This window comes from Planctomycetia bacterium (assembly GCA_016795155.1).
GTDB lineage: Bacteria > Planctomycetota > Planctomycetia > Gemmatales > HRBIN36 > JAEUIE01.
This window is the reverse complement of the sequence record JAEUIE010000045.1, coordinates 1-21,870: the sequence shown is the minus strand read 5'-3', so window position 1 is coordinate 21,870 and position 21,870 is coordinate 1. Positions and strand designations below refer to the sequence as shown.

Sequence of the window (21,870 nt, the reverse complement as noted above, 5' to 3'; positions counted from 1 at the left end):
GTGAACAACCATAACCATCCATTATTCGTATAGCTGCCACAACTTCGTTCCATACTTTGCACGAGGATCAAGTTTCCGGGCAGCATCAGCAGCATCCTTTATCGACCACACCTGCGAATCGGGCAACCGCCATTGATATTGCAGAAAATAGAAGAAGCTCATCACAAACATCATGCCGCTGGAATCATCAGAATAATCACCTGGCCCCAGGTATGCTTTGCAACCAGCTTTGAGAAACGCTTTTCCTAGAGGTTCTCTGCCTGATTCGCATGCCATCGAAACCAGCACTCCGCGAAAACCCTTGAGCTTCGCGGAAATGTTCTCAGTCGTCAATTCATAATCGACCATTTCACCCAGTTCGAGATTTTCCTTCTTGGGAACGATCACTTCAAATTTGATTCGAAGTTTCGGTCGATCCGTACCATGACAACAGATGATGACATAATCATACTCTGCCATGTGTTTCTGAAAGAACTGTTCCGCTTGCCAATGCTGCACAAGACGATGCAGATCAACTCTCAGCCGCCAGGCTTCGAGCGTTGCACGCAGTGCATTTGCGTGTTCCACCATGGTATGATCGCAGACAATGCCAACTCTGCCTCCAAGTTTCAGTCCCTGTTGCTTGGGTTTTGGTTGTGGCTCATCCAACTCTGCCGTACAAGATGCCGTTGTACCACAATCAAACGCCACGCAACCAATAACTAACACTGCGAAAACTGCCGTGGAATGCAAGCTGTGTAACATGTCACTGCCTTGATCAACAATTGGATAAATAACTACTCTACTATAGTTGACGTTATCAAGCAGGTTTTATCCCAAATCTCATTTCACAATTGTTTTTTGCTGTGCCATCTTTACAAACTGTTCCCAACCGATCAGGAATTCCTTTTCACTGATTTCAAGCACTTTCATCGCATCTTCCTGCCTGGTCACTTTCATGAGTGCATCCAGGCTCGCTCTGCCCCATTTCTGATCGATCCATTGCACCATGGAACCACAAACACCATAACGGTACTTCCCGCTCCATGCGTTTGCCAGTGTGCGTGGCCCTTTGCCTAACCGAATAGCATCCTGTGCAGCTAGCCGATGTGATCTATCCAATTGACCTGAAACGTATACCGCAAGACCTTCAACCAGCCAGCCCAAGTCATCCATGCCTTCAAAGTCGCCGGTTGGATTGCGCTGCCCGTGATACACATGCACCAGTTCATGGCCAATCAGTTCACGATAATGCGGCTCATCTTCAGGCTTGTGCTCACTGGCCTGCGTCTTCCATACTTTCCTGGACAACATGGTGAGCTTATCACCCACTCCAGATGCTACCATCCATGATTGTGTTTTGGGAACCTTCCAGCGTTTTGCAAAATACTGATCAAATACAGTCCTGTCAGGAAATACTTCTACCTCGAATGAATTGAGAAACGGCTTACCAAAAAAATGCTCAATCCGTTTCCGCCCAGTCTCCAGACTCTCCTGCAATAAATCCAATTCCTGCTTGTCAGGCAATGTGCCAACAATTTTCCAGATGGGTTGCTGAGTATTCTGCACGGAAGGATTTGCACACACTACACACAAAAGCAAGACGGCCATGAAATCACCCATTTTTGGAGAGCCATTTCAGATAACAACTGGGATATACCCAATTAACTGTCGCAAAGATTCAAAATGATGACTCGCTGGCTATCTCAATTACTTGACTGGCTTGGTAAGCGCATCCAACACTGCGTTCCATTTCTTGACTTCATCGGGTTTCTGCCATGCCTCGTAGAGGTTCAAAAATGCCTGGCAGGTGCGCTTTCGGGTTAGAACTGACGACCTTTTGCTGGCTTTCTGAACATTCCATGCATCCAGCAACTGTTTCTCGGCATCGGCATACTGCTTGTTGTGGGTTAAACAAACTCCCTGTACGTATTGAGCAATCGCTGCTGCATCCAGGCTTTTCAATGCTGGATATTTCGTTGTGAGATCAAGATACTGCTTAGCCCGCTGACTGGCTTCAGGGTATTTTTTCAACTGACAAAGAGTGTTGCAATAGATGATCAGGGCATTAAGAGTATAGATATCGTTGGGCGTTTTTAACTCTTCGCGTTTCCTGATCACTCGCTCAAGGCACTTTTCAGCTTCTTCATATTTTTCCAAACCAAAATAATTGATGCCCAGGTTAGCAATTGAAATGAGTGTATCCGGATGTTCTAATCCGAGCACTTCTTCCAGTAATTGTGAAGCTTCGCCCTGATACCGGGCAGCAGTTTCCTTATCGTTCAATGCAGAATGCACCGCTCCCATGTCGTTCATCAACATAATGGTATGCGGATGAAACTCTCCCAGAACAGACTTGAACAAGGGGAGTATTCTTTCGCCAATCTGCTTAGCTTCGGGATACTGAGCTTGAAGGAAATAAACCTTCAACAGATTGTGCTCGGCTGTCAGACAGGCTGGCTGTTTTTCCTGATTACTCTCATTCAATGTGCTAATTGCTTTTTCCAGAGTAGCCTTAGCATCTTTCAACCGACCTACCTGCATGAGGAAATAACCGTAATTCACCTGCGTTGTCAGCGTATCAAGATGATCCGGGCCTAAGCGATCCCGACGATCATCGTAAACCTGTTTATAAATGGTCTCAGCTTCTTTGAGTTTCAATGCCTTGGTCAGGATGGTGGCATAATTCTGCTGAGCGAGTTCGCGATCATTCACATGATAATCAGGGATTGAATTGATTAGTTCGACATAGCGTTGATAACAGTGCTCGGCTTCTTTCAGCTTGCCCAGTTCCGCCAACACATTCACCAGGTTGCCCAGCGTGGTGGCCTCCGATTTGGGTGAATCAATCACTTTAGACTGGTGCATCTCCATAGCGAGTTTTAATTGTTTTTCCGATTCCTGGAATTTTCCCAAGCTGCGGAAAGTCTCACCAAGCCAGCTTCGCACGACAATTTCAACAGCAGGCACATGTCCAAACCGTTTTGCAATACTGGCTTCAGATTTCTCCAAAGCCTGAGCCAGGGTAATGTTTCTCTTGCCGGTTCCAGGCCGGGCAGCTCCCAGCAATTCTTCACGAAAGTACTTGTTTAATGCTTCCGATTCATCGCGTGCCGTCAGGGCTTGCTTAGCTGAGGTTTGCGCCTGTTCTGCTGCAAGCTTTTCCTTTTCCCTGGCACCTTCCGCCTGAATGCGGTGATAGTCGGCATCTTTCCACAAGATAGTTGAGGCCGTAAATCCCGTCGCCAATGTCAGGAATATCAGCGCTATCAAGCCCGCAACGACCTTGTTCTTTCGGGCCCATCGTAAGCCTTTTTCCCACCATCGTAGCGGCCTGGCTTGAATGGGATCACCCGCCAGCCATCGCTGCAGATCATCAGCAAGAATGCGGGCAGTGGCATACCTTTGCTCAGGCAATTTCGCCAGGCATTTCATGATGATCGTATTCAAATCGCGTGGCGTATTTTTTTCGACTTCAAGGAGCGATTTTGGTTCTTCATTCTGAATTTGATGAATCAGTTGTGCATGGTCTGTTGTGCTATATGGGCACTCTAATACTACCAGTTCATACAGCGTCATGCCTAATGCATAGATATCGCCCGCTGGCTCTGAGACCCCGCGCAACCGTTCCGGAGGCAGATAACGTAGCGTTCCCATCACCTGCCCTGAAGCAGTCAAATCGGTTCCATCACTAACCTGTGCCAGACCAAAATCATTGAGCCACGGATGCAGCTGGTGATCGAGAAGAATGTTTCCAGGCTTCACATCACGATGCACAATCCCCTGATCGTGGGCATATGCCAGTGCATCTGCAATCTGAAAACCGATGCGAGCCACCAACCTGCAGCAATCTTGAAAGCTGAGATCCTGCCAATGGTTAGCGAGCTGCTGTGGGGTTAACGAAGCAGATTGAGTTGACACATTTTCTGCTGGCAGGGCAAGGGTCTGATGCGGCGCAGTGCTCGCTTTCATTCGTGCATGATCGGTGGAACTGGCAGTGTGAATGGCATGCCGAAGGTGATGCAGAATGCGATCCAGTCCGATGCCATCTATCTTCTGCATGACAAAGTAACAGATACCCTCCTGCTCACCCACTCCATGGACCGGCACAATGTGCGAATGATGCAATCCTGCTGCTGTTCTCGCCTCACGCAAGAATCGTTCCTTCATGGAAGGCACAGAAGTCGAAGAGCTGGCCAGCACTTTAATAGCAACATGCCTGTTCAGCGATGATTGCAGTGCATCGTAAACTACTCCCATCCCACCACGACCAATTTCACCCAGAATGCGATATTCGCCAAACTGTTTTGGAACAGCTGCTTGAATCTTGTATTTGCTGCTCGATTGCTTATCGTTTAATTTCTCGATAAACAAAAGTGCTTCGATGTATGATGCTACTTCGTTAGCGAGTTCGGGGTACTGCTTGACGTATAGATCTACTTCGATGCGATCGCCCTTGCGATAGCGGTTGACGAAATCCTCAGCCAGCTTGACGACTGCTTCCGAATGCACTGCTTGCGAATTCATGATACGGTCCCGCTCGATAATCCCTTAATCTCGGAAATAATCGTTTTCAGTCTCTTCAGGGCACGGGCATATCGCTGACTGGCTGCAGGTTCAGTCAGCCCTAAAACATTGGCGGTTTCCAGGTTGGTGAGCTGTTCAAAATGACGCAAAGCCAGCACCTCCCTGTCCATCGGTTCCATTTCTTCCAGCTTCCCCTGTACCTTAAGAAACAATTCATGTTGCTGCACAGCTTCACTCGGGCTGACCGCATGATCCAGAATAGCGATTGCTATTGCCGATGAACTGTCATCCTGCCTGATCTGAACTTCCTTCATGACTGTTCTTTTGTCACGTTCCAGATGTTCCCGCCTGAGCATCCCCAGCCTTTGCTGTGCCAGTGCCCTCAGCCAGACAAAAAACGGTACACCCGGATTACTGACAAACGCAGGCAATCGTTGCCAGGCTTCCAGAAAAGTTTCCTGAATTACATCGGAAGGGTCAATTCTGCCTTGCAATCGCATATCCATCCGAAATGCGATAATCCGTTTCAACTTGTCCCGATGCGGTGTGATCAAGCCTTCCCAACTGCTTTGATCACCAGCTGCAGCCGACTGAAGAGACAATAGTTCAGATTGAGGTGTTGTATTATCCATCTTTCAACAATATGGGCTGTATTCAGATACTTCACAAGGCCGATTCTCCCCATTTTGCATCAAATTCATGATCATGCATCAAAAGCCATGCGGATCGGGTGTCACGGTTTGCGTGTACACACGCTAACCGTGCCAACTCACCGTATTGTTACTTTTGCAGTTAACTCCCCGATACCAAACTCGCACGGTTCAACCGATACCTGCTAAATGCATCTTCAATAATAGGATAAGCTGCTTCAGCAGAATGAAACTCATCTACTTCAACAACTTTGTTTTCCAGAAGCTTATAATCCAGAAAGAATCGCTTTAACATGGCCAACCGATGGCTGGGCAAATCTCTTACCGATTGATAACAGTTGTATTCAGGATCGCTGATGGCCACGCCCAGAACTTTATGATCCCGTTTTCCGGTATCGATCATATCCATCAACCCGATAACACGAGCGTATATGATGGTTAAAGGAAACACAGGCTCCTGGCAAAACACCAGTATGTCCAACGGGTCACCATCTTCACCCAGTGTTTGCGGAATGAACCCATAGTTCGCAGGGTAATGCACAGCACTGTGCAGCATGCGATCCAGCTTGATCAATCCACTGGGCTTGTCAATTTCATACTTCACCTTGGAACCCATCGGTATTTCAATTACGCCTCGGAATTCTGCAGGCAACTTGTCGCCCGGTGAAACATCATGCCAGGGATGAGACATGTTTGAACTCCTGTTTCATCACTATCTTACCAAAAGCGAAGTATGGATTGACTCGTTTTCTCCCCTCTCCCCCGGTAGGAAGAGGGGCCGTGGGTGAGGGGGCAGTGTTAAACATATTAAGCCTGATTGGCAACACACCGCTGGTTCAATTGAACCGCATCGGCGATGGCTTGCCCTATCCTATCTTCGCCAAATGCGAGTTTCTCAACCCCGGCGGAAGTGTCAAAGACAGAATTGCACAAGCCATCGTCAACCATGCTGAAAAAGCCGGACAACTTAAACCCGGCGACACCCTGATCGAGGCAACTGCAGGGAACACCGGCATCGGTCTCGCGCTGATGGCTGTTCAACGAGGCTATAAGCTGGTTTGCGTCATGCCTGAAAAAATGTCATTGGATAAAAGGCAGGCTCTCGCCTCCCTTGGCGCTAAGGTTGTGGTAACTCCTAACGCTCCACTGGCGGATGATAACAACTTTCGTCAGGTTGCCAAACGGTTGGCCATTGAAAATGGCTGGTTCAACACTCAGCAATTCTCACACCACGCCAACCCGCAAATTCATTTTGACACCACCGGACCTGAAATTCTCCAGCAATGCAATGGTCAGATCGGCGCTTTCGTAACAGGTGTGGGCACAGGCGGAACCATTACCGGCGTGGGCAGATATCTGAAACAGCATGTGCCGAATGTCAAAATCATCCTGGCTGATCCGATAGGTTCACGTCTGGCTCATCTCTGCAACCCTGCATTGCCTGATGTAGATTCCAGTTACCTGGTGGAAGGAATCGGAGGCAGCGCTGCACCCGATAACTTTGATCTCTCTGTTGTAGATGATGTTGAACAAATCAGCGATGAAGAGTCGTTTGCCACCGCTAGACGACTTATCCTTGAAGAAGGTCTACTCTGTGGCGGCTCCACCGGCACCAACATCGCAGCAGCACTACGAGTAGCCCTATACCCTGACTGCACCGGCCCAGTCGTCACCATCATCTGCGATTCATGGGATCGGTATTTCACACAACCTTGGCTGAAAGAGGTATGCAAATAAATGGCTTTGGTTCGCGGCTTGGGAATTTCCAGATGGCGGATTCTTGATTGACGATTTCAGGAGCCCGTGCGAATACAGCGTTTGGCCAGTGGGTAAATCATTAAATGGTTGGCTGTTTACGGGCATTGAAACTATGGTCGTTACTCTTTTGCAGTTGGTTTCTCTGAGTGTCCTCGCATTCGGTGACATTGGGTTCGACCATCCGGGGCAATACGGTCTGGATTTTGTACATGGGTCATACTTGCGGCAGTGTACTTCATCTCATTTCTGTCAAGTGTAATTTATTGCATCCTCAGGGAGAAGTTTCTACTAATTGGAATACAGGCTCTTATTTCGGTGATAGTGTTCGTATTATTTCCAGTTATGAGATCATTGATTTCTACTTTGTAATCGCAAATTCGTTGAAGCTCGCTGCCCGGTGCTCAGGAGTTGATAATGTTGCAGTGCCACGAAGGAGTTATACTCATCTTATCGGATCTGGACTTGCATTCACATCATTTTCTCCACGGAATAGCGGTGTTCCAAGTTCATTAGCACGCCTTCTCTGTAGAGTAATATCCTCCCACCAATCTTTCGGAGATTCCTCATGCGTCTCGCTTTTCTCCTCACCTTAGCCTTTTTCACTATTCTTTACACGCAATCGCTTTCATCACAACAGCAACCGGGGGTTGAGTATGATGCTAGGCTGGCTGCCAGTCTAGGAGCGGATGATTATGGCATGAGGCAGTATGTGCTCGTCATCCTTAAGACGGGGCCAAAGAAAATGGCTGCTGGCAAAGAACGGGATGAGATGTTCAAGGGTCACATGGCCAATATCAACCGGCTGGCTAAAGAAGGCAAGCTGGCCCTAGCAGGGCCGCTTGATGGGAGGGAAGGCTGGAGGGGACTGTTTATCCTTTCAGTTAAGTCAATTGATGAAGCCAAGAATTTGACCGAAACCGATCCAGTCATCAAAGAAGGTGAAATGGTTGCCGAGTATCACACCTACTACGGCTCAGCTGCATTGATGCAGGTGAATGAGATTCACCGCAAAGTGCAGAAGAAGTCTTTTTAATTGTGTCGAACGAGGTGTATTTCCTTTGCGTGAACCCGTCACCGGCTTGAACAGCCGGTGTCTTAATAAAAGAAATCTTTGCAGCATTATTGTGATGAATAGACTTTTTGTCCGGTGCCTTGGCGTTTCACCATCTCGTTGATCCAGATTGGCGCGAAGGGGGAAGTGCAACCAGGAGAGCAAGGGTAGTCGCGGTAAATGCCAAGTTTCTCGCCGATGGCAATGGCACGTTCGCGAAGCTTGGGAAAGTTGATGCCGATCTCAGCCAGGCAGGTGTTCATCGTCCATTGAATGAGCGGATCAGCGGTGCCCATTTCTCTTTCGATACGCTGTAACAGCGCTTCAATATCAAGGCCTTCCGGATTCCTGGCGACACGACCTGCAGTGAGCCTCCAGCCGGCACGGGCTGCCATCGGGTCTTTGGTATTCATCCACTTCTGTCGGAGTGTTTCCTTATCAGGGTGATCTTTGGTCACATAGGAATGGAGCCATTCTGCCAATTGAACCGCTTTAACAGATTTCACCAGGCGTTCCATCTCAGCAGCGGATAAATCGTTCGCCTTGAAAATCAACGTGGCGACGAGTTGAGCTTCGAAGTTGCCAGTATCCCAAAGAGCCATGGCCAGTTCATGATTAGGTTTGATCTTTTTTGCAACATTGCGAACATCGCCAAGCTTGACACCAAACTGATTATCGCCAACGCCTCTGCCAGCATTGAATTTCCGCATCTTTTCATCGCCTAACTTTTTGAGTTGGGCGAGAATGTCCTTAACCATTGTCGTGGTGTTCAAGACTGCAGTCGGCTTCTTCCGTGCTGCAGTTGCTTTGGTTTTGACCTTATTAGCAGAAGTTTTAGGTTTAGTTGATTTATTGGCGGGTTTAGCTGTTTTGGCCATGGGTGATGCTGCAGAAAGGAGTAGTAACCGATACTAATCGTACTGTTGATGAAGGATGCATGCAAGCTTTTGGTTAACGTGTTCTGGATGAATCGAAATGTGTTCACTTTAAAGATGCCATATCAATCACGAAACGGTATTTCACGTCGCCCTTGAGCATTCGGGAATAAGCCTCGTTAATTTTCTGTATCGGGATCAGTTCAATATCAGAAGTGATGTTCTTTTCAGCGCAGTAATCGAGCATCTCCTGCGTTTCTTTGATGCCACCGATGCCGGAGCCTGCCAATGCACGGCGGGCAAGGATCAGATTGAATACTGAAGGCGAAGGATGCGGATGTTCCGGAGCACCTACTAGCACCAGTGTGCCATCACGTTTGAGCAGCGAAAGGAATGGGTCGAGGTTGTGAGAGGCGGCAACTGTGTTCACAATAAGATCAAAACTGCGGTCGTGCATCTTCATTTGTGCTTCGTCTTTTGAAATGACCACCTGATCAGCGCCGAGCCTTTTCCCATCCTCGATCTTCGAAGGGGAAGTAGTGAAAAGGACAGTTTGAGCACCGAAGGCGTGAGCAAACTTGACACCCATATGACCAAGCCCACCAAGACCGACAATGCCAACCTTTTTTCCGGGGCCAGCGTTCCAGTGCCGCAATGGTGAATAGAGAGTGATGCCGGCACACAGCAACGGGGCAGTAGCTGCCAGGTTTAGCTTGGGCGAGACCTTCAGCACGAACTTCTCGTTGGCAACGATCTTCTGAGAGTAGCCGCCGTAGGTGGTGGGTGCCGTTCCATGAGGATCGTTTGAGTTGTAGGTGAAGACGGTCTGATAGTTGTCGCAATACTGTTCCAGATGTTCACGACAACTGGCACACTTTCCACAGGAATCGACCATGCAACCGACAGCTGCGAGATCGCCGGGCTTGAAGCTGGTCACCTTGTTTCCAACTTTGGTAACTTTGCCAACGATTTCATGACCAGGTACACAGGGGTAAACGGTAGGCCATGCGGACCATTCGTTTCGAACCGTGTGCAGATCAGAATGACACACCCCACAATAGAGAATGTCAAATTCCACATCATGTGGGCCTGGTTCACGTCGTTTGATATCGAAAGGCACAAGGGGAGATATGGAACTCTGGGCTGCGAAAGCTTTGGTCATGATGTTCCTGACAAATATTGAAAGACCTATGAAGAAGTACAACTTCATTTTACTTGAAGCGGGTATGTTGACCATGAGCTGGCACATGAGGAAGTTTCTTGAATTCAGTTCCCTGGTATGCTCCAATGACTACTTCTAAGCTACTAAGTACATAGGTGATCAATGAGAGTTATCACAACACTGCTGGTATTGGTCTGCTTGTCCACCAGTTTGGGATGCAAAGGTGCCAAAGTTCAAAAGCGCGAAATGTTTCTGCAGCAACTGGTAGACAATCAGGAAAAGTATGCGATGCTAGCCAAGAGCCAGGAAGTGGATGGCGAGCGTGCGGGGGAAGCAGCGAATTGGCTTGAATTCACCAATACCCAGAATGTATTACCCAATACAGGCCGCCAGCAGACGCAGGGTTATGTCAGTCTGTTATACCGTGCCGGCGCTGCCAGGGTCTGGTGCATTTATGTCACCAAGGATGCAACTTTCAAAGCCAATATGTGCAATTCTCTTCTTATTGAAATGCCTCGCGAACCCGAGAAGCGAAAGAACGTTCTGAAAGCCTTTGCAAAAATTGAAAAGGAATTCTGGGGAGAAACTGCCAGTCAACAGCCAGATGAAAGCCTCAAGTACCTGTTGTTGAATATGGATCCATAACCTCACCATTGATACACGACAAGGGGTTTACACCATGAAACCAATCATGAAAGTTCTGCTCTGCCTGGGAACTGCGCTCTTGATAATGTCTCCTGCAGCAGGTCAACAGCGTGACAAGGTCGCAAAGTCGGATGCTGTTGCTGTCGTGGATGGGGCTGTCAGGGAAATATTTCGAAGCCCGCGGCAAAATCGTGTAGATATCCTCGTGCAGATCGATGTCAGTCGCTGTGAAGCGAGAAAACGAATCAATGGCAATCAACGGGTCAGTATTCCTGCTCCAGGTGAGTCGGTCTACGTACACATTTATCAGCTCAATACTTCTATCAATCCCGTTGCAGCTCTCGATAGTTATGCTGCGGTGCCTGCTGAGCGGTCACAGGTGCGTGCTTACCTGATTCCTCGAGAGACTGGTGGTTGGGAAGGTGTATTCCCAGACTGGTTCGAGGTAACAGCAGAACGCTTGAACGAGAGCAGTCCGAGTGATCCTTCTCCGGAGATTCCAGACTCTCCCAAAACACCTGTAAATGTACTTGGAATGACCAGCGAAGTGATACGTGTCAGCAATCGCACTGCATTGAAAGTAACCAGCGTGGAACGTGGCGGGCCGGCGCAGAAAGCCGGATTGGAAATTGGTGATGTTATTGTTGCAGCCAACAGCTTGCCGATTACCAGTGCAGAACAACTGACTACTCTTGCGAAAGAAAAATCGGCATTCCCGTTACATGTAGTAGATGTCAATACAGGGCGAGTTGCTCAAATCGAACTTCGGATTGAGCAGGCTGCTGCGGGAAATCTACCTCCTGCAGCAGATGATAAACCCAATACCACACCACCCTCTGCAGCGGGTAGATCATTGGGTGTCATGGCTGAACCAGTTACTATTGGTTCCCGGACTGCCATGAAAGTGACACGTGTTGAACCTGACAGTCCCGCAGCAAAAGCCGGATTGGAAGTCAATGATGTCATCGTGGATGCCAATGGCCAACCTGTCACAGGTGTTGAACAGTTGACAGCAGCAGTACGCAAAAGCGGTTCGACCCTCATGCTGACCGTGCGTGATACACGCACTGGCCGCAATACTCCTGTCAAAGTGGAGATGGGCGGAAACATGCCTGAAATCAACTTGCCCGGTGGAGGTTTGCCTGCCAATGATGCAAAACAGCAGGCCAATAAACTGGGCGTTGTAACTGAATTGGCATTCTTTAATGTAGAAGCTGCCGTCAAAATAACGGAAGTGGAGCCAGGCAGTTCTGCCCAACGAGCAGGATTGCGAGTTGGAATGCTTATTCTTGAAGCAAATGGAACGCCAATACTTCATCCCAACACTTTGAACGAAGTGGTTCGCAAGAGCGGTGCAACGCTCAAACTCAAAGTCGTTTCTTCAGATCAGGGAAGTCCGAGCAGTATTAACGTGAATCTTCAATAGCATGATGTTTGTCAATCCAAATGAAAACCCCTGCTTCGCCTGAGAGCAAAGCAGGGGTAATTGTTTATCGACCCGTGTTAAACAAGGTAATGGATATTGCTCTTCCTGCCGCCCAGCACTTTCACATATTCGGTAATCCACAACTGATCGCGAGAATCAGCGAGGATGGAAGCACTGGTTTTACCAGCACCTGTGCCGTAAGGAAAAGCAGCCAATGTGATGTAATCTGTGCCAGAATCGCCTTTCACTCGGATTCTGAAGTAAGCATCAGTGGTGTCAGCAGCGAGCCCGACAGTACCATTAATATTGTCATTGCCGCTTCCACCCGAAACGGAAATGCTGATCTTGCCTTCGTTATAAAGAGCACTGAACAGATCAGCATTGCTGAATAGTCGGATCACATCGTTGCCGGAACTGCCATCCACATTCAAATCAAAAGTGCCATAGTTTTCAACAACGGCACCCTGGCTGAGACTGAAATCGCCAACTTCAATGGTATCATTACCATTGCCTCCCTGCATGCCAACTTGAATTGTGCCATCATTAACCAGAATGGATCCATCTGCCAAAGTAGCATTCATCAACAGATCGTCATGCCCTGAGTCGCCATCAAAAGCAAAAGAGATAGTGCCGCGATTGGTCATGCTGATGGGTTCATTTGGATCACCACCGAGAATACCGGTCAGCAAATCATTTCCAGAACCTCCTTTGAGCCTCGAACGCACGGTACCATCATTGTCTCCCGAGAAGAAAACAGCAATGTTATCATCGCCTTTTTCCCCGTCGAAATTGGCGGAAACGGCACTCTGTGAATTGATATACGTGTCAAGGTTCAAGCTGAGGTTATCGTTACCATTACCACCCTTGACCTGGAAATTGAGAAAATACCTGCTGGTGGTCCCTGAAGAGAACGATTCAACCACATCACCGGTAATGATGGAGGCGGCAAAGGTGTCGTCACCTGATCCCATATCAGCATAGATACTCATCTGTGGCGAGATACCATTGGCTCTGGATGCCAGGTATAAGATCGAATCATTTCCGCTGCGAGCATCAATCTTGATGCGATTGACACCAAAGAAATCCTGAAACACTGTCGGAACATTGTTGTTATCGAAGAGTGTAATGTTGATGTTATTGCTGCCCAAGTCAAGAATCTGAGCAGAATCGTAATCTGGTGTGCCTTTCATGAACAACGTTGAGCCGCTTTGCCATACGGAAAAAGCTGGAACCAGTCGATCTTCCAGTGCTTCCAGCTTGGGGCGGTAAATTGATCCAAGTCGAGGTGTGCGCTGCGATCTCATGATGTACTCCTTGATCAGTTGGTCGGCATAACCAGGTCTAGCAACCTTGACAACAGATACCCTATGACACTCCATAGTCACATTGGCAAGGTTGTGTCATTCTAGTTTGACATCTGGGATGTGCCAGTATGAAATAGAGAAACACATGAAACCCATAATTGATGATTCAGTGAATTTTCAGTAAGCAACTTTTCTGAAGCAGTCTTATGTATTTTTCTCACTGCGAGAGTTCCGGTTTCCAAGCTTGTCTTGATCTGCTACTATCGCCGCTAATGGATTGAAGCTGGAGAACGCATGCCACGATGGCTCATACTGACCCTATTGATTTTCATCAGTTCCATTGCAGCCGTACGAACGCTCAGCTGGAACGATTTGGAGTATGATGAAGCAGAACAGTTGGCTCTGGTGCAGTCGCTGCAGTGGTATTACTTTTATCAGCCGCCTCTTTATACATGGCTGCTGTGGCCTTTGGTGAAACTATTCGGCCCTACTGTTTATCCGTTGATCATTATCCGTTGTCTGCTCTTTCCAGCCATCTTTTTCATGATGTACCGGATTGCCATTCGTGTGTGTCAGCATGAGACTCTTGCTGGTCTGTTTTCGCTTTCAGTTGCCATAGTGCCCGAAATATTTCATGGGCTGATGGGAATGTGGCCACACACGACACTGATGGCCTTCTTCTGCCTGTGTTTATTGCTGATCGTAATGCGTTTACATGAAAAGAAAGACTGGCTGAACTATTCACTACTCGGAATCTGCGTGGGGTTGGGATTGTTGTCGAAGTATAATTTTTTGCATTTCGGAGGGGCATTGGCACTTGCTCTATTACTATTGCCTGGATGGAGAGGCATTCTCATCAATAATAAAATATTCCTTGCTGTTTTGCTCGCATCGCTTATCGTGCTTCCGCATGCCTGGGAGATGTATCGAAATCTCGATGAAGTGCGTTACGGGATGGTTCGTTATACGCTCGATAAGCAAACACAATTCAGCAGTTTTGGGGCAAGTTTCAAACACATTGCCACCAACCTCTTTCAGAATCTTGCCCGTAGCAATGGTTTTCTCCTGTTGCCATTGCTTCTTCTTTTTCTGCCTGCATGGAAAACCACCAGGCGAGAAAGTGATGAACCGATACCCGGCTTCCATCAACTTCTTATCAACCTGTATATGGTTGCAGCAATCTTGCTGGCACTGGCTATGATCATAGGTGGCATTCATCATATCCGCCAGCATTGGCTGACGATCTTTGCCATGCTGTTACCCCTGTTCTTCGCTGGCCGAATCGATCCAGCAAAAATGCTGCCATGGCAGTGGCGAGGCTACCGTACACTAATCGTATTTGTCCTCAGCGGACTGATCTGCTGGCGTCTGGGGTTGGTCTATTTCAAAGGAGAAGCTGGCTGCTTGAGCATCTATTCCTTTCTGCATGCGAAGCATGCGATGCAGCTAGAGGCTTCTCAATGGGACCAGCGTTATACAATAACTGACAGTGCTCATGCAGCGGGACTGATCCGATTGCATTTTCCTCAAACGCAGGTGCATTGTATCTATATGCCCTCGCTTCCATTTTCCTGGACGAAGAATCAGCCTCTGCTGTTGACAGGCTGGAGTGAACAGCCTGATCAGTTTCGAAAACGTCTGGTTCAGTACGTTGAACAGCAACTTGGGCTCAAGCCTGAATCATTCAAGCCTCCGTTCATGATAACTGAAATAGACAACAGCAGTGTGAAGGTGTTATCCAAAGTGGTATCAGAGTAGAGCGTCATGATCAGCGGTGTCTGTGTCTGGACGAATGCTGGATATGAAGATGGGCAGCAGAAAATCAACAATGATCGAAATGAAATAGGACATGGGAAACTCATAGCAACTCCCCTATAAGTAAAAATGAGCCAGGCGACTTATCCACCTGCAAGTTCAATTGCTCATTCAGCATCCGGAGTGAGTTGTGACAGAAATCGTGTTGATTTCTGTCCAATTTCCCGCTGCGTGCAGCTTCTCCGTTGATTTGAGTGGGAAAAACGCTGATTATCTCCCACTCGCTGGCAAAACGGCGTCGCCCGAAAGAGTGAGCTTTTTCGCATTACCATATCCAGACCATCATGCCGCCGGTGTAGTAGACGCTGCCACCGGGCACATCGATGGAGGGTTGATCTTTAAAGGTAACAGTGAAGTACTCAAACCGGGAGGTGCCGCCTGACAGCGTTTCGTAGGAATAGTTTTTGCCGAGTCCGCCTTTGTAATTCCAGCCTCGGGCGTTGATGTCCAGTTGTGTCAGACTGCGGGCACTAAAAGGCTGACTGACCGTGACTGGTTCCCACGTGGCACTTGCAGCACGGCCGAGAATGAATCCCATGCCCAGCCCACGCATGATATTTCTTACTAGTTTGGGAAAGTTCCCGAAGGGATCGACCCCGAAGCCTGCACCGGCGCGGAGAAGCACATAGTAGTACTTCGTGCCTGTATCGAGATTTTTGGGCCGCCTGCCAGTTGCTCGTCTTGACGTTTTCGGGTTTTTCCGGTGTCTTTGGCTTGGGGCGAGGTTTCTGGACAGGCTTCCCCTGCCGTTCCATCCAGTCAAAATAGGTAGGGACATGAATGAGAATCTCACCAGCTTCAATCGCATCCTTGTTGTCGATTTCCTTGATGCCCTTGATTTCATCGTTGAGTGATTTGAGTTTGGGTTCCGGGCGGACAAATACATCCAATACGAAATAGTCGCCATAAAGTGCCCACGAATACTTGCTGAGCCAGTCGTCCTTTCGAACCTGGATTTTGCCATCTGCGGCAATGACAACATCGTAAGGTTTGGGTGGTTTTTGAAAACGGCCCGGGCCAACTGGCTTGTCAGTATTGATAGACATGGGAAATTCCTACAAGGGACTATTGCAGGTATCCGATGGCGAGGATGATCTTTCAGGGATTTTTTCAATTACATTTTTTTTGCTTCTGGTGCTGGTTGGCAAACTAAGTCGGGGCACGGCTTCGCTATTCCTGAATGATCTGGGCACCCGGCTGATTTATGTCACGGGTTATCGGTACAACGATAACCTGTGAACGTTTAACCTGTACGCTGGTGTGAATCTCAGGTAACTGGAGTACCAGTTACCTGTGGCACGCCGTTGTAATTATCGGGGGACCCGACAGTTAGATAGAATAGCTTTAGCGTGAACTCATCTCAACATCTGGATGATTGCTATGAAACTGGGATTCAAGGCTGAGAACTTCGTTGAATGGATTGCCATGAAACTCAACCTGGCTCCCAAGCCGCTGCTGGAGACGCAAGTAGCATTCACGGCGGCGCGGGCCATTATGGCTGGTGCTGACTTGGGGCTATTTGAAGCAATTGGGAAGACTTCGAAGACAGCGGACGAAGTCGCAAATGCCTGTAAGACCCATCCGCAAAGTACGGCCCAGCTTTTGAATTGCCTGGTGGGTGTGGGTTACCTGCAATGCAGCGACAACCGCTATTCGCTCAAGAAGATCTACCATAAATGGCTGCTCAAAAGCAGCGACTCGAACCTGGTGGAAAAGCTGCGGTTTCAGATCATGGAATGGAACTGGGTAGCGAAGCTGGAAGACTATGTGCGGAGCGGGAAGCCACTGGATATCCACGAATCGGCGACGAAAGTGGAATGGGAGAGATATCAGGAAGGCATGCGGGATCTTTCGATCAATGCCGCGAGGGAACTGTCCGGAAAGCTGCCGATGCCAGCCGGGGCTACAGCGATGCTGGACATTGGCGGATCGCATGGGTTGTACTCCATCGAATTGTGCAAGCGGTATCCCAGCTTATCGAGTACCATTCTGGATTTGCCTGGCGCCATCGAGAGCGCCAGTGCGATTGCCAAACGGTATGACCAGACGGGCCGGGTGAAGTATGAAGCGGGAAATGCGCTCGCGGATGATCTGGGGACTGCAAGGTACGACCTGGTGCTGATCAACAACCTGGTGCATCATTTTTCCGCAGAACAGAACCGGATGCTTGCAGCCAAGGTGGCCCGGACACTGAAGCCAGGTGGAGTGTATGCGATCGGCGATTTGATTCGAGCCGAGAAGCCAGGCGAAGGCGGCGTGGTGGCTTCGACACTAAGCCTCTATTTTTCTCTCACCAGTTCCTCGGGCAACTGGTCGAGCACGGAGATGTCCTCCTGGCAGCAGGCAGCAGGCCTGGTTCCCGTCAAAACAATATCGCTCATGTCGCTTCCCGGCTGGAAGATGGTGATGGGGAAGAAGGGGTGAGGATAGACGCGCTGTGAAGCAGGGGCTAATGGATGTGGCACTCTACTCGGTATGCCCGAGTGCAGTGCATGGCACGCGGAAGCTTGGCATGATCCAGCACTGCCTTCGAGTACGAAAACAGTGCCACAACGATCTATGCATCAAATCAGAGCCACCCCGACGCTATGTCGCCAATGGATGTCCTTTAAAAAGAATAAAGCAACTCATCAAGATGGATGTGTATGATCTGAAACCATGATGGTTAATGTGGCACTGTACTCGGTATGCCCGAGTGCAGTGCATGGCACGCGGAGACATCGCTCGATTCAGCACTGCTTTCGAGTACGAAAACAGTGCCACAGCAGTCGGTCTTTTTGAGCAGTGCCATCCTGCCCACCGGCTTAAAGAGCCGGGGGCTAACTGAGGTGTAGCATATCTGCAGGGTTGAGTGGAGTACCACACGACACTTGCACAGCTTTTGGTAGTTCTGGAGTGATGCGGGTGTGGATGAGGTACCACGGAAATGCGGTATGTCCGCTTTTCGTGGTGGACTGACGGTGGTTGCACGTACCAGCACGGATGAGATGTGAGTACACATCACATCCGTGGCACGCGATTATCATAAACCTCCAGGGCACCTGGCGAGCATGCCGGTGGAAAGCCCGAAGATCGAGGTTGAGGCGTAGACATCCGCGACAGTCACTTCTATCGTTGCGGAATGGTAAAAGGGAACCAGAGAACCTATCCTCACTGTTCGAAGTGTCGAATAGTAGAATCCGTGCAGCATCATCGTCTCCCCAAGGAAGTTGGCAACGAGGTGATTGTACAGCGTAAATGGGTTGATGGTATTCCATCGATCAGTGCCCAGACGTGCAATCGTCGCGAGGTTCCGCACTGATCTGCGGAGTACAGGAGTTCACTGGCACCCACCCTTTAATGATGGTGCACCGTCTAGTGAGCACTTTCGATAACTAAGCCACTCATCGAAAAGCCAATCTCACAGGAAACCGATTGTCCAAGTTGGTAAAGTTGGGGATTGGGAACTTTGACATGCGCGGTCTCCGAATTCTCTAAGAGTACATAGATTCTGTTAAACCTATGTCTCAGCACTTTTCCTTGCAGTGTTAAACGGTTGCCCGCCTGCCCAGGAGCATTTGGTCTATAATTGATCTTATTTCGTTCGCTATAAGTGAATCTTGAGGCGGACCCTTTTCTAAAGGTATCAGCTGCATCATTACTTTCTCCTGCAAGCATCAACATACCTCCTAACGTCGCAATGTACTTGGGGTCTCGCCATCCAAGCAGATCACTTAAACGTAGAACCGATATTCCCTTCCTGTAATCCCCCCTTAATTCTGCGTAGGCTCTTGCTAGCAAAACTGCTGACCGGAATTCATTTGGATCTGACTTCAAAATTGGTTCAAGGCACTCTATTACTTTGGCAATTTCTCCGGCACTGTAATAGTGGCGAGCGAGAAGGTACATTGCTACAGGGCTAGTTCGAGCCTTGCTTAAATTTGCAAGCACTTGAGGACTGTCTCCCAAGAGGCGATTTACTTTTGCTGAGGCGATCCAAAGACCTTCGCGCTCATTCACATTCTTTAGTCCATCCCGAATCACTTCTTCAGCTTTAGAAATGTAAATAGCTCTTTCATCCTCGTCGACGGACTTTTCCGCCCAGATGGTGTAGAGTTCAGCCAACGATTGATAGGAATACGCATCATTTGGTCCAAGTCGCATCGCCTCTCTAAGTGCTGATTCTGCCTGAGCTAGTCTTTTCTTTGCAATATCCTTATTATCAGAAGCGAATGTCATGTCTGTAAGTATGACTCCTCGTGTATGATGGAAAACCTTCACGCGCTTTCGCAAAGAAATAGCCTTATCAATTATCTCCAAAGCAAGTACTAAATGCTTTTCTCTTCTAAGCATTCTTGAATAGTGTTGCAGCACATACGGGTTGTCAGGGTGTCGTTCGCAAGCAATATCAAAGAATCTGATCTTGGCTTCAAGTCCACTGAGCGAATCGATTTGCGAGTCGGATTGTATTATTCTCTCTACGTAGTTCTTGTCCTGAAGATAATTGATGTTCGCCATGTCGACTAACTTGCACATTATTTCGTCGCGAATATGCGGTGCTACACATCGCTCCCAAATTATCTGCGCAATAACTTGATGTCTGCAACGGGCACCTTGTGCGCGAGTGAATGGATCAATTTCCTCAAACTCCACTACGCCATCCAAAGAGTGTTTCGTGTTCTGATACAATTCAACAACGTTGCTGTTTATCATGTCAGCTAATAGCATGTCTCGGATCGGAAGTCGTACTTGGCTAACTGCCGAAACAATTGAGTATACTTCTCGATCTAGATCACTAGCCAGGTGAGAATATTCATTCTCTATGATTGCAGAAAACAGCGCCCCCTCTGTTGCTTCTCGCATTGTCACAAGCAGTTGGCGATCATGCTTTTCACGAATTGCAGCCTGTCGGAGTTCGATCGTAAGCCCCTCTAGAACGCCAAGAGCATTCTCTGCCTCAAGTAGATGAATTAATTTGTCGATTTCACCTTCTGATAGTCGTTCGATAGTATACTCATCCGCATCTCTGATAATTGAGTTTGATCGCCATTCGTTTTTGCGATCCCCACACAGAAAGCAATATGATAGTTTTTGGCTTTTCGCCAGATTGAGTGCGCTGGCAATAGAGCGGGTGTGCATTGACGCTTGATCAACTATGAAAATTGGCCTATTCTTTAAATACCTACAAGCAAAGAGAATATCGCCTTCGTTTACTATCCCTCCTTCGCGCAGATATAAAACAGGGTTTAACTTCTCATGAGCTAATTTCGCTGCGGTGGATTTAAGAACTGTTGTTGTTCCGTAACCAGCTGGGGCTATGAGTGTTACGACATCGTATCGGCGTGCAGTATCTGTCCAGTAATCCAAGATAGACTCATATAGATCATGCTCAACATCGCGTTCAAAGCAGTGTTTTCCCGCGACCGTACCCCAATTGGGGCGGTCGCCATTTAGAAAAGCGCGTGTGTTCGGAACTTGGTCGAAGGGTGCCGAGTTAACATACTCCCATGACTGCAAGAGGCGCACTGTTGCAATTGGGCTAGCATCAAAGGCGTCATGTAAATCAACTGGGACATGCTCTTTTTCGTATTCCATCTTAATCAGTGGGCCTGGTGACTTAATGTGATCAATGTGCGCTTGCTTCACAAAGTCTTGCAGGGTCAACTTTATGGTCTCAACTCCTTGACGTAATAGTATTTCATCCTCGATTGCATTGCTTCCTGGCGTTATTCTAAAAGATTGCGGTACCTTAGTTGGTAAGAAATAGGAGCGCAATTCCGTAAAGACCGTTTTCCAATTCGTGTCTCCATGGGAGTAGCCAACGTAGATAAATGGTGAAGTTGCAAACTCAGTCTTGAGGATATTAAACAACATCCGTCTTTGTTCTCGAAACAGTGCATAGTCTTCTTCTGTAAGTAATAATTCGGATTCAGGATCCTCTAGGTACCCATGCAAATGGTAGATAGGAACATCGAAGCGGGAATCTACTTGTGTAATGAGCCGGTCGCGAGAAATTACCACAGGTTTTTGCGGAGGTTCAACAAGTTGGCTGTATGCCTTTTCAATCACACTGTCATAATTAGTAGTGAAAATACCTCGCCAAGGTCGGTTCAAGAGCCACTTGATATTGTCGTCCGGCTCGAATCCTGTCAGCTCTGTTCTGATGTATGCTCTCACATCTTGTTTGCTGCTACGATATTGTGCAATTAATGCTATTTGGGCAAGGTTGACGTCCGCTTCATCGATCTTAATTGCGAACCTGTTTGCAATTCGTATCGCAAGGTCCCGAGCCGTTGGCATGGGATCGCCGGTCGAATTCAAGGCGCAAAAACCAATGCCAGACCCAATAAAAAGGACTGATTTACCTGACTCAAGGGCCTGTTGAATTGGAAGAGAGATCATGTTGCTTCCCGTTTGAATGCTGTGGAAATAATATCAGCATTAACAGCAATCACAAGTATGCAACTGTGTCAACTAAACACAACAACCCCCGTCACATTACTATGACGGGGGTTGTTGTTTTATCAACATGGCGAGAGAGGATGTACCAAAGTGAGGTGTGGTACCTGTAGGATATTTCCAACTACGTGAGTAGCTGAAGGTATTCCTTAGAAAGGAGGTGATCCAACCGCAGGTTCCCCTACGGTTACCTTGTTACGACTTAGTCCCAATCAGAAGTTTCGCCTTTGACGCTGACGC

The 21,870-nt window shown here is 48.2% G+C and carries 18 protein-coding genes and 1 rRNA gene; 7 read left to right on the top strand and 12 right to left on the bottom strand.

Features of this window, described 5'->3' with window-relative positions; translation table 11 throughout:
- Positions 1 to 21: 21 nt before the first annotated feature.
- The 5 genes from JNJ77_16135 to JNJ77_16115 form a co-directional block, all read right to left on the bottom strand.
- Complete coding sequence (locus tag JNJ77_16135) at positions 22 to 744, bottom strand: hypothetical protein (GenBank protein ID MBL8824115.1); 723 nt, start codon at positions 742 to 744, stop codon at positions 22 to 24.
- A gap of 78 nt (positions 745 to 822) precedes the next feature.
- On the bottom strand, positions 823 to 1,590 hold the full coding sequence (locus JNJ77_16130) for a hypothetical protein (protein MBL8824114.1): 768 nt from the start codon (positions 1,588 to 1,590) through the stop codon (positions 823 to 825).
- Positions 1,591 to 1,689: 99 nt separating this feature from the next.
- Entirely contained in the window at positions 1,690 to 4,506 is a 2,817-nt protein-coding gene (locus tag JNJ77_16125; protein MBL8824113.1) for a serine/threonine protein kinase, read from the bottom strand.
- Complete coding sequence (locus tag JNJ77_16120; protein ID MBL8824112.1) at positions 4,503 to 5,138, bottom strand: sigma-70 family RNA polymerase sigma factor; 636 nt, start codon at positions 5,136 to 5,138, stop codon at positions 4,503 to 4,505. Before JNJ77_16120 ends, JNJ77_16125 begins: the two co-directional genes overlap by 4 nt.
- A gap of 160 nt (positions 5,139 to 5,298) precedes the next feature.
- Positions 5,299 to 5,847: an inorganic diphosphatase gene (locus JNJ77_16115; GenBank protein MBL8824111.1), complete on the bottom strand. Its 549-nt coding sequence runs from the start codon at positions 5,845 to 5,847 to the stop codon at positions 5,299 to 5,301.
- A gap of 104 nt (positions 5,848 to 5,951) precedes the next feature.
- Here JNJ77_16115 and JNJ77_16110 point away from each other — a divergent pair, with 104 nt between their 5' ends.
- Both JNJ77_16110 and JNJ77_16105 read left to right on the top strand, forming a co-directional pair.
- Entirely contained in the window at positions 5,952 to 6,893 is a 942-nt protein-coding gene (locus JNJ77_16110) for a cysteine synthase family protein (protein MBL8824110.1), read from the top strand.
- Positions 6,894 to 7,479: 586 nt separating this feature from the next.
- On the top strand, positions 7,480 to 7,947 hold the full coding sequence (locus JNJ77_16105; GenBank protein MBL8824109.1) for a hypothetical protein: 468 nt from the start codon (positions 7,480 to 7,482) through the stop codon (positions 7,945 to 7,947).
- A gap of 86 nt (positions 7,948 to 8,033) precedes the next feature.
- On the opposite strand, the gene JNJ77_16100 is transcribed toward JNJ77_16105, so the two are convergent.
- Together JNJ77_16100 and JNJ77_16095 are read right to left on the bottom strand one after the other, a co-directional pair.
- Positions 8,034 to 8,723, bottom strand: coding sequence for a DNA alkylation repair protein (locus JNJ77_16100; protein MBL8824108.1), 690 nt, complete (start codon positions 8,721 to 8,723; stop codon positions 8,034 to 8,036).
- A gap of 223 nt (positions 8,724 to 8,946) precedes the next feature.
- Complete coding sequence (locus tag JNJ77_16095) at positions 8,947 to 10,005, bottom strand: NAD(P)-dependent alcohol dehydrogenase (protein MBL8824107.1); 1,059 nt, start codon at positions 10,003 to 10,005, stop codon at positions 8,947 to 8,949.
- Positions 10,006 to 10,164: 159 nt separating this feature from the next.
- Between JNJ77_16095 and JNJ77_16090 the strand changes: the two genes are divergently transcribed.
- A complete protein-coding gene (locus JNJ77_16090) occupies positions 10,165 to 10,647 on the top strand; it encodes a hypothetical protein (protein ID MBL8824106.1) in 483 nt (160 codons plus the stop codon).
- 34 nt (positions 10,648 to 10,681) lie between these two features.
- A complete protein-coding gene (locus JNJ77_16085; protein MBL8824105.1) occupies positions 10,682 to 12,073 on the top strand; it encodes a PDZ domain-containing protein in 1,392 nt (463 codons plus the stop codon).
- Between the two features lie 77 nt (positions 12,074 to 12,150).
- Here the strand turns inward: JNJ77_16085 and JNJ77_16080 are convergent, their stop codons facing one another.
- Positions 12,151 to 13,377 (bottom strand): hypothetical protein, encoded by a 1,227-nt coding sequence (locus JNJ77_16080; GenBank protein MBL8824104.1) that lies wholly within the window; start codon positions 13,375 to 13,377, stop codon positions 12,151 to 12,153.
- A 294-nt stretch (positions 13,378 to 13,671) separates the two neighbouring features.
- Between JNJ77_16080 and JNJ77_16075 the strand changes: the two genes are divergently transcribed.
- Complete coding sequence (locus tag JNJ77_16075; GenBank protein ID MBL8824103.1) at positions 13,672 to 15,135, top strand: glycosyltransferase family 39 protein; 1,464 nt, start codon at positions 13,672 to 13,674, stop codon at positions 15,133 to 15,135.
- Between the two features lie 322 nt (positions 15,136 to 15,457).
- Here JNJ77_16075 and JNJ77_16070 read toward each other — a convergent pair whose 3' ends face one another.
- On the bottom strand, positions 15,458 to 15,730 hold the full coding sequence (locus JNJ77_16070; protein ID MBL8824102.1) for a hypothetical protein: 273 nt from the start codon (positions 15,728 to 15,730) through the stop codon (positions 15,458 to 15,460).
- Positions 15,663 to 16,238 carry a hypothetical protein gene (locus JNJ77_16065; protein ID MBL8824101.1) on the bottom strand — a complete coding sequence of 192 codons (576 nt, stop codon included), beginning with the start codon at positions 16,236 to 16,238 and terminating at the stop codon, positions 15,663 to 15,665. Before JNJ77_16065 ends, JNJ77_16070 begins: the two co-directional genes overlap by 68 nt.
- Here JNJ77_16065 and JNJ77_16060 point away from each other — a divergent pair.
- Entirely contained in the window at positions 16,237 to 16,431 is a 195-nt protein-coding gene (locus tag JNJ77_16060) for a hypothetical protein (protein MBL8824100.1), read from the top strand. The two genes, JNJ77_16065 and JNJ77_16060, sit on opposite strands and share 2 nt — an antisense overlap.
- Positions 16,432 to 16,572: 141 nt before the next feature.
- Positions 16,573 to 17,616, top strand: coding sequence for a methyltransferase domain-containing protein (locus JNJ77_16055; protein ID MBL8824099.1), 1,044 nt, complete (start codon positions 16,573 to 16,575; stop codon positions 17,614 to 17,616).
- Between the two features lie 930 nt (positions 17,617 to 18,546).
- Here the strand turns inward: JNJ77_16055 and JNJ77_16050 are convergent.
- A complete protein-coding gene (locus JNJ77_16050; protein ID MBL8824098.1) occupies positions 18,547 to 21,573 on the bottom strand; it encodes an SIR2 family protein in 3,027 nt (1,008 codons plus the stop codon).
- A gap of 210 nt (positions 21,574 to 21,783) precedes the next feature.
- A 16S ribosomal RNA gene (locus JNJ77_16045) occupies positions 21,784 to 21,870 on the bottom strand; the annotation flags it as partial.

What these genes read in the sequence shown, in the direction of transcription:
- JNJ77_16135 (MBL8824115.1), bottom strand. Translation starts at nt 744, where the DNA reads ATGTTACACAGCTTGCATTCCACGGCAGTTTTCGCAGTGTTAGTTATT.
- JNJ77_16130 (MBL8824114.1), bottom strand. Translation starts at nt 1,590, where the DNA reads ATGGCCGTCTTGCTTTTGTGTGTAGTGTGTGCAAATCCTTCCGTGCAG.
- JNJ77_16125 (MBL8824113.1), bottom strand. Translation starts at nt 4,506, where the DNA reads ATGAATTCGCAAGCAGTGCATTCGGAAGCAGTCGTCAAGCTGGCTGAG.
- JNJ77_16120 (MBL8824112.1), bottom strand. Translation starts at nt 5,138, where the DNA reads ATGGATAATACAACACCTCAATCTGAACTATTGTCTCTTCAGTCGGCT.
- JNJ77_16115 (MBL8824111.1), bottom strand. Translation starts at nt 5,847, where the DNA reads ATGTCTCATCCCTGGCATGATGTTTCACCGGGCGACAAGTTGCCTGCA.
- JNJ77_16105 (MBL8824109.1), top strand. Translation starts at nt 7,480, where the DNA reads ATGCGTCTCGCTTTTCTCCTCACCTTAGCCTTTTTCACTATTCTTTAC.
- JNJ77_16100 (MBL8824108.1), bottom strand. Translation starts at nt 8,723, where the DNA reads ATGGTTAAGGACATTCTCGCCCAACTCAAAAAGTTAGGCGATGAAAAG.
- JNJ77_16090 (MBL8824106.1), top strand. Translation starts at nt 10,165, where the DNA reads ATGAGAGTTATCACAACACTGCTGGTATTGGTCTGCTTGTCCACCAGT.
- JNJ77_16085 (MBL8824105.1), top strand. Translation starts at nt 10,682, where the DNA reads ATGAAACCAATCATGAAAGTTCTGCTCTGCCTGGGAACTGCGCTCTTG.
- JNJ77_16080 (MBL8824104.1), bottom strand. Translation starts at nt 13,377, where the DNA reads ATGAGATCGCAGCGCACACCTCGACTTGGATCAATTTACCGCCCCAAG.
- JNJ77_16075 (MBL8824103.1), top strand. Translation starts at nt 13,672, where the DNA reads ATGCCACGATGGCTCATACTGACCCTATTGATTTTCATCAGTTCCATT.
- JNJ77_16070 (MBL8824102.1), bottom strand. Translation starts at nt 15,730, where the DNA reads ATGGGATTCATTCTCGGCCGTGCTGCAAGTGCCACGTGGGAACCAGTC.
- JNJ77_16060 (MBL8824100.1), top strand. Translation starts at nt 16,237, where the DNA reads ATGGGAAATTCCTACAAGGGACTATTGCAGGTATCCGATGGCGAGGAT.
- JNJ77_16065 (MBL8824101.1), bottom strand. Translation starts at nt 16,238, where the DNA reads ATGTCTATCAATACTGACAAGCCAGTTGGCCCGGGCCGTTTTCAAAAA.
- JNJ77_16055 (MBL8824099.1), top strand. Translation starts at nt 16,573, where the DNA reads ATGAAACTGGGATTCAAGGCTGAGAACTTCGTTGAATGGATTGCCATG.
- JNJ77_16050 (MBL8824098.1), bottom strand. Translation starts at nt 21,573, where the DNA reads ATGATCTCTCTTCCAATTCAACAGGCCCTTGAGTCAGGTAAATCAGTC.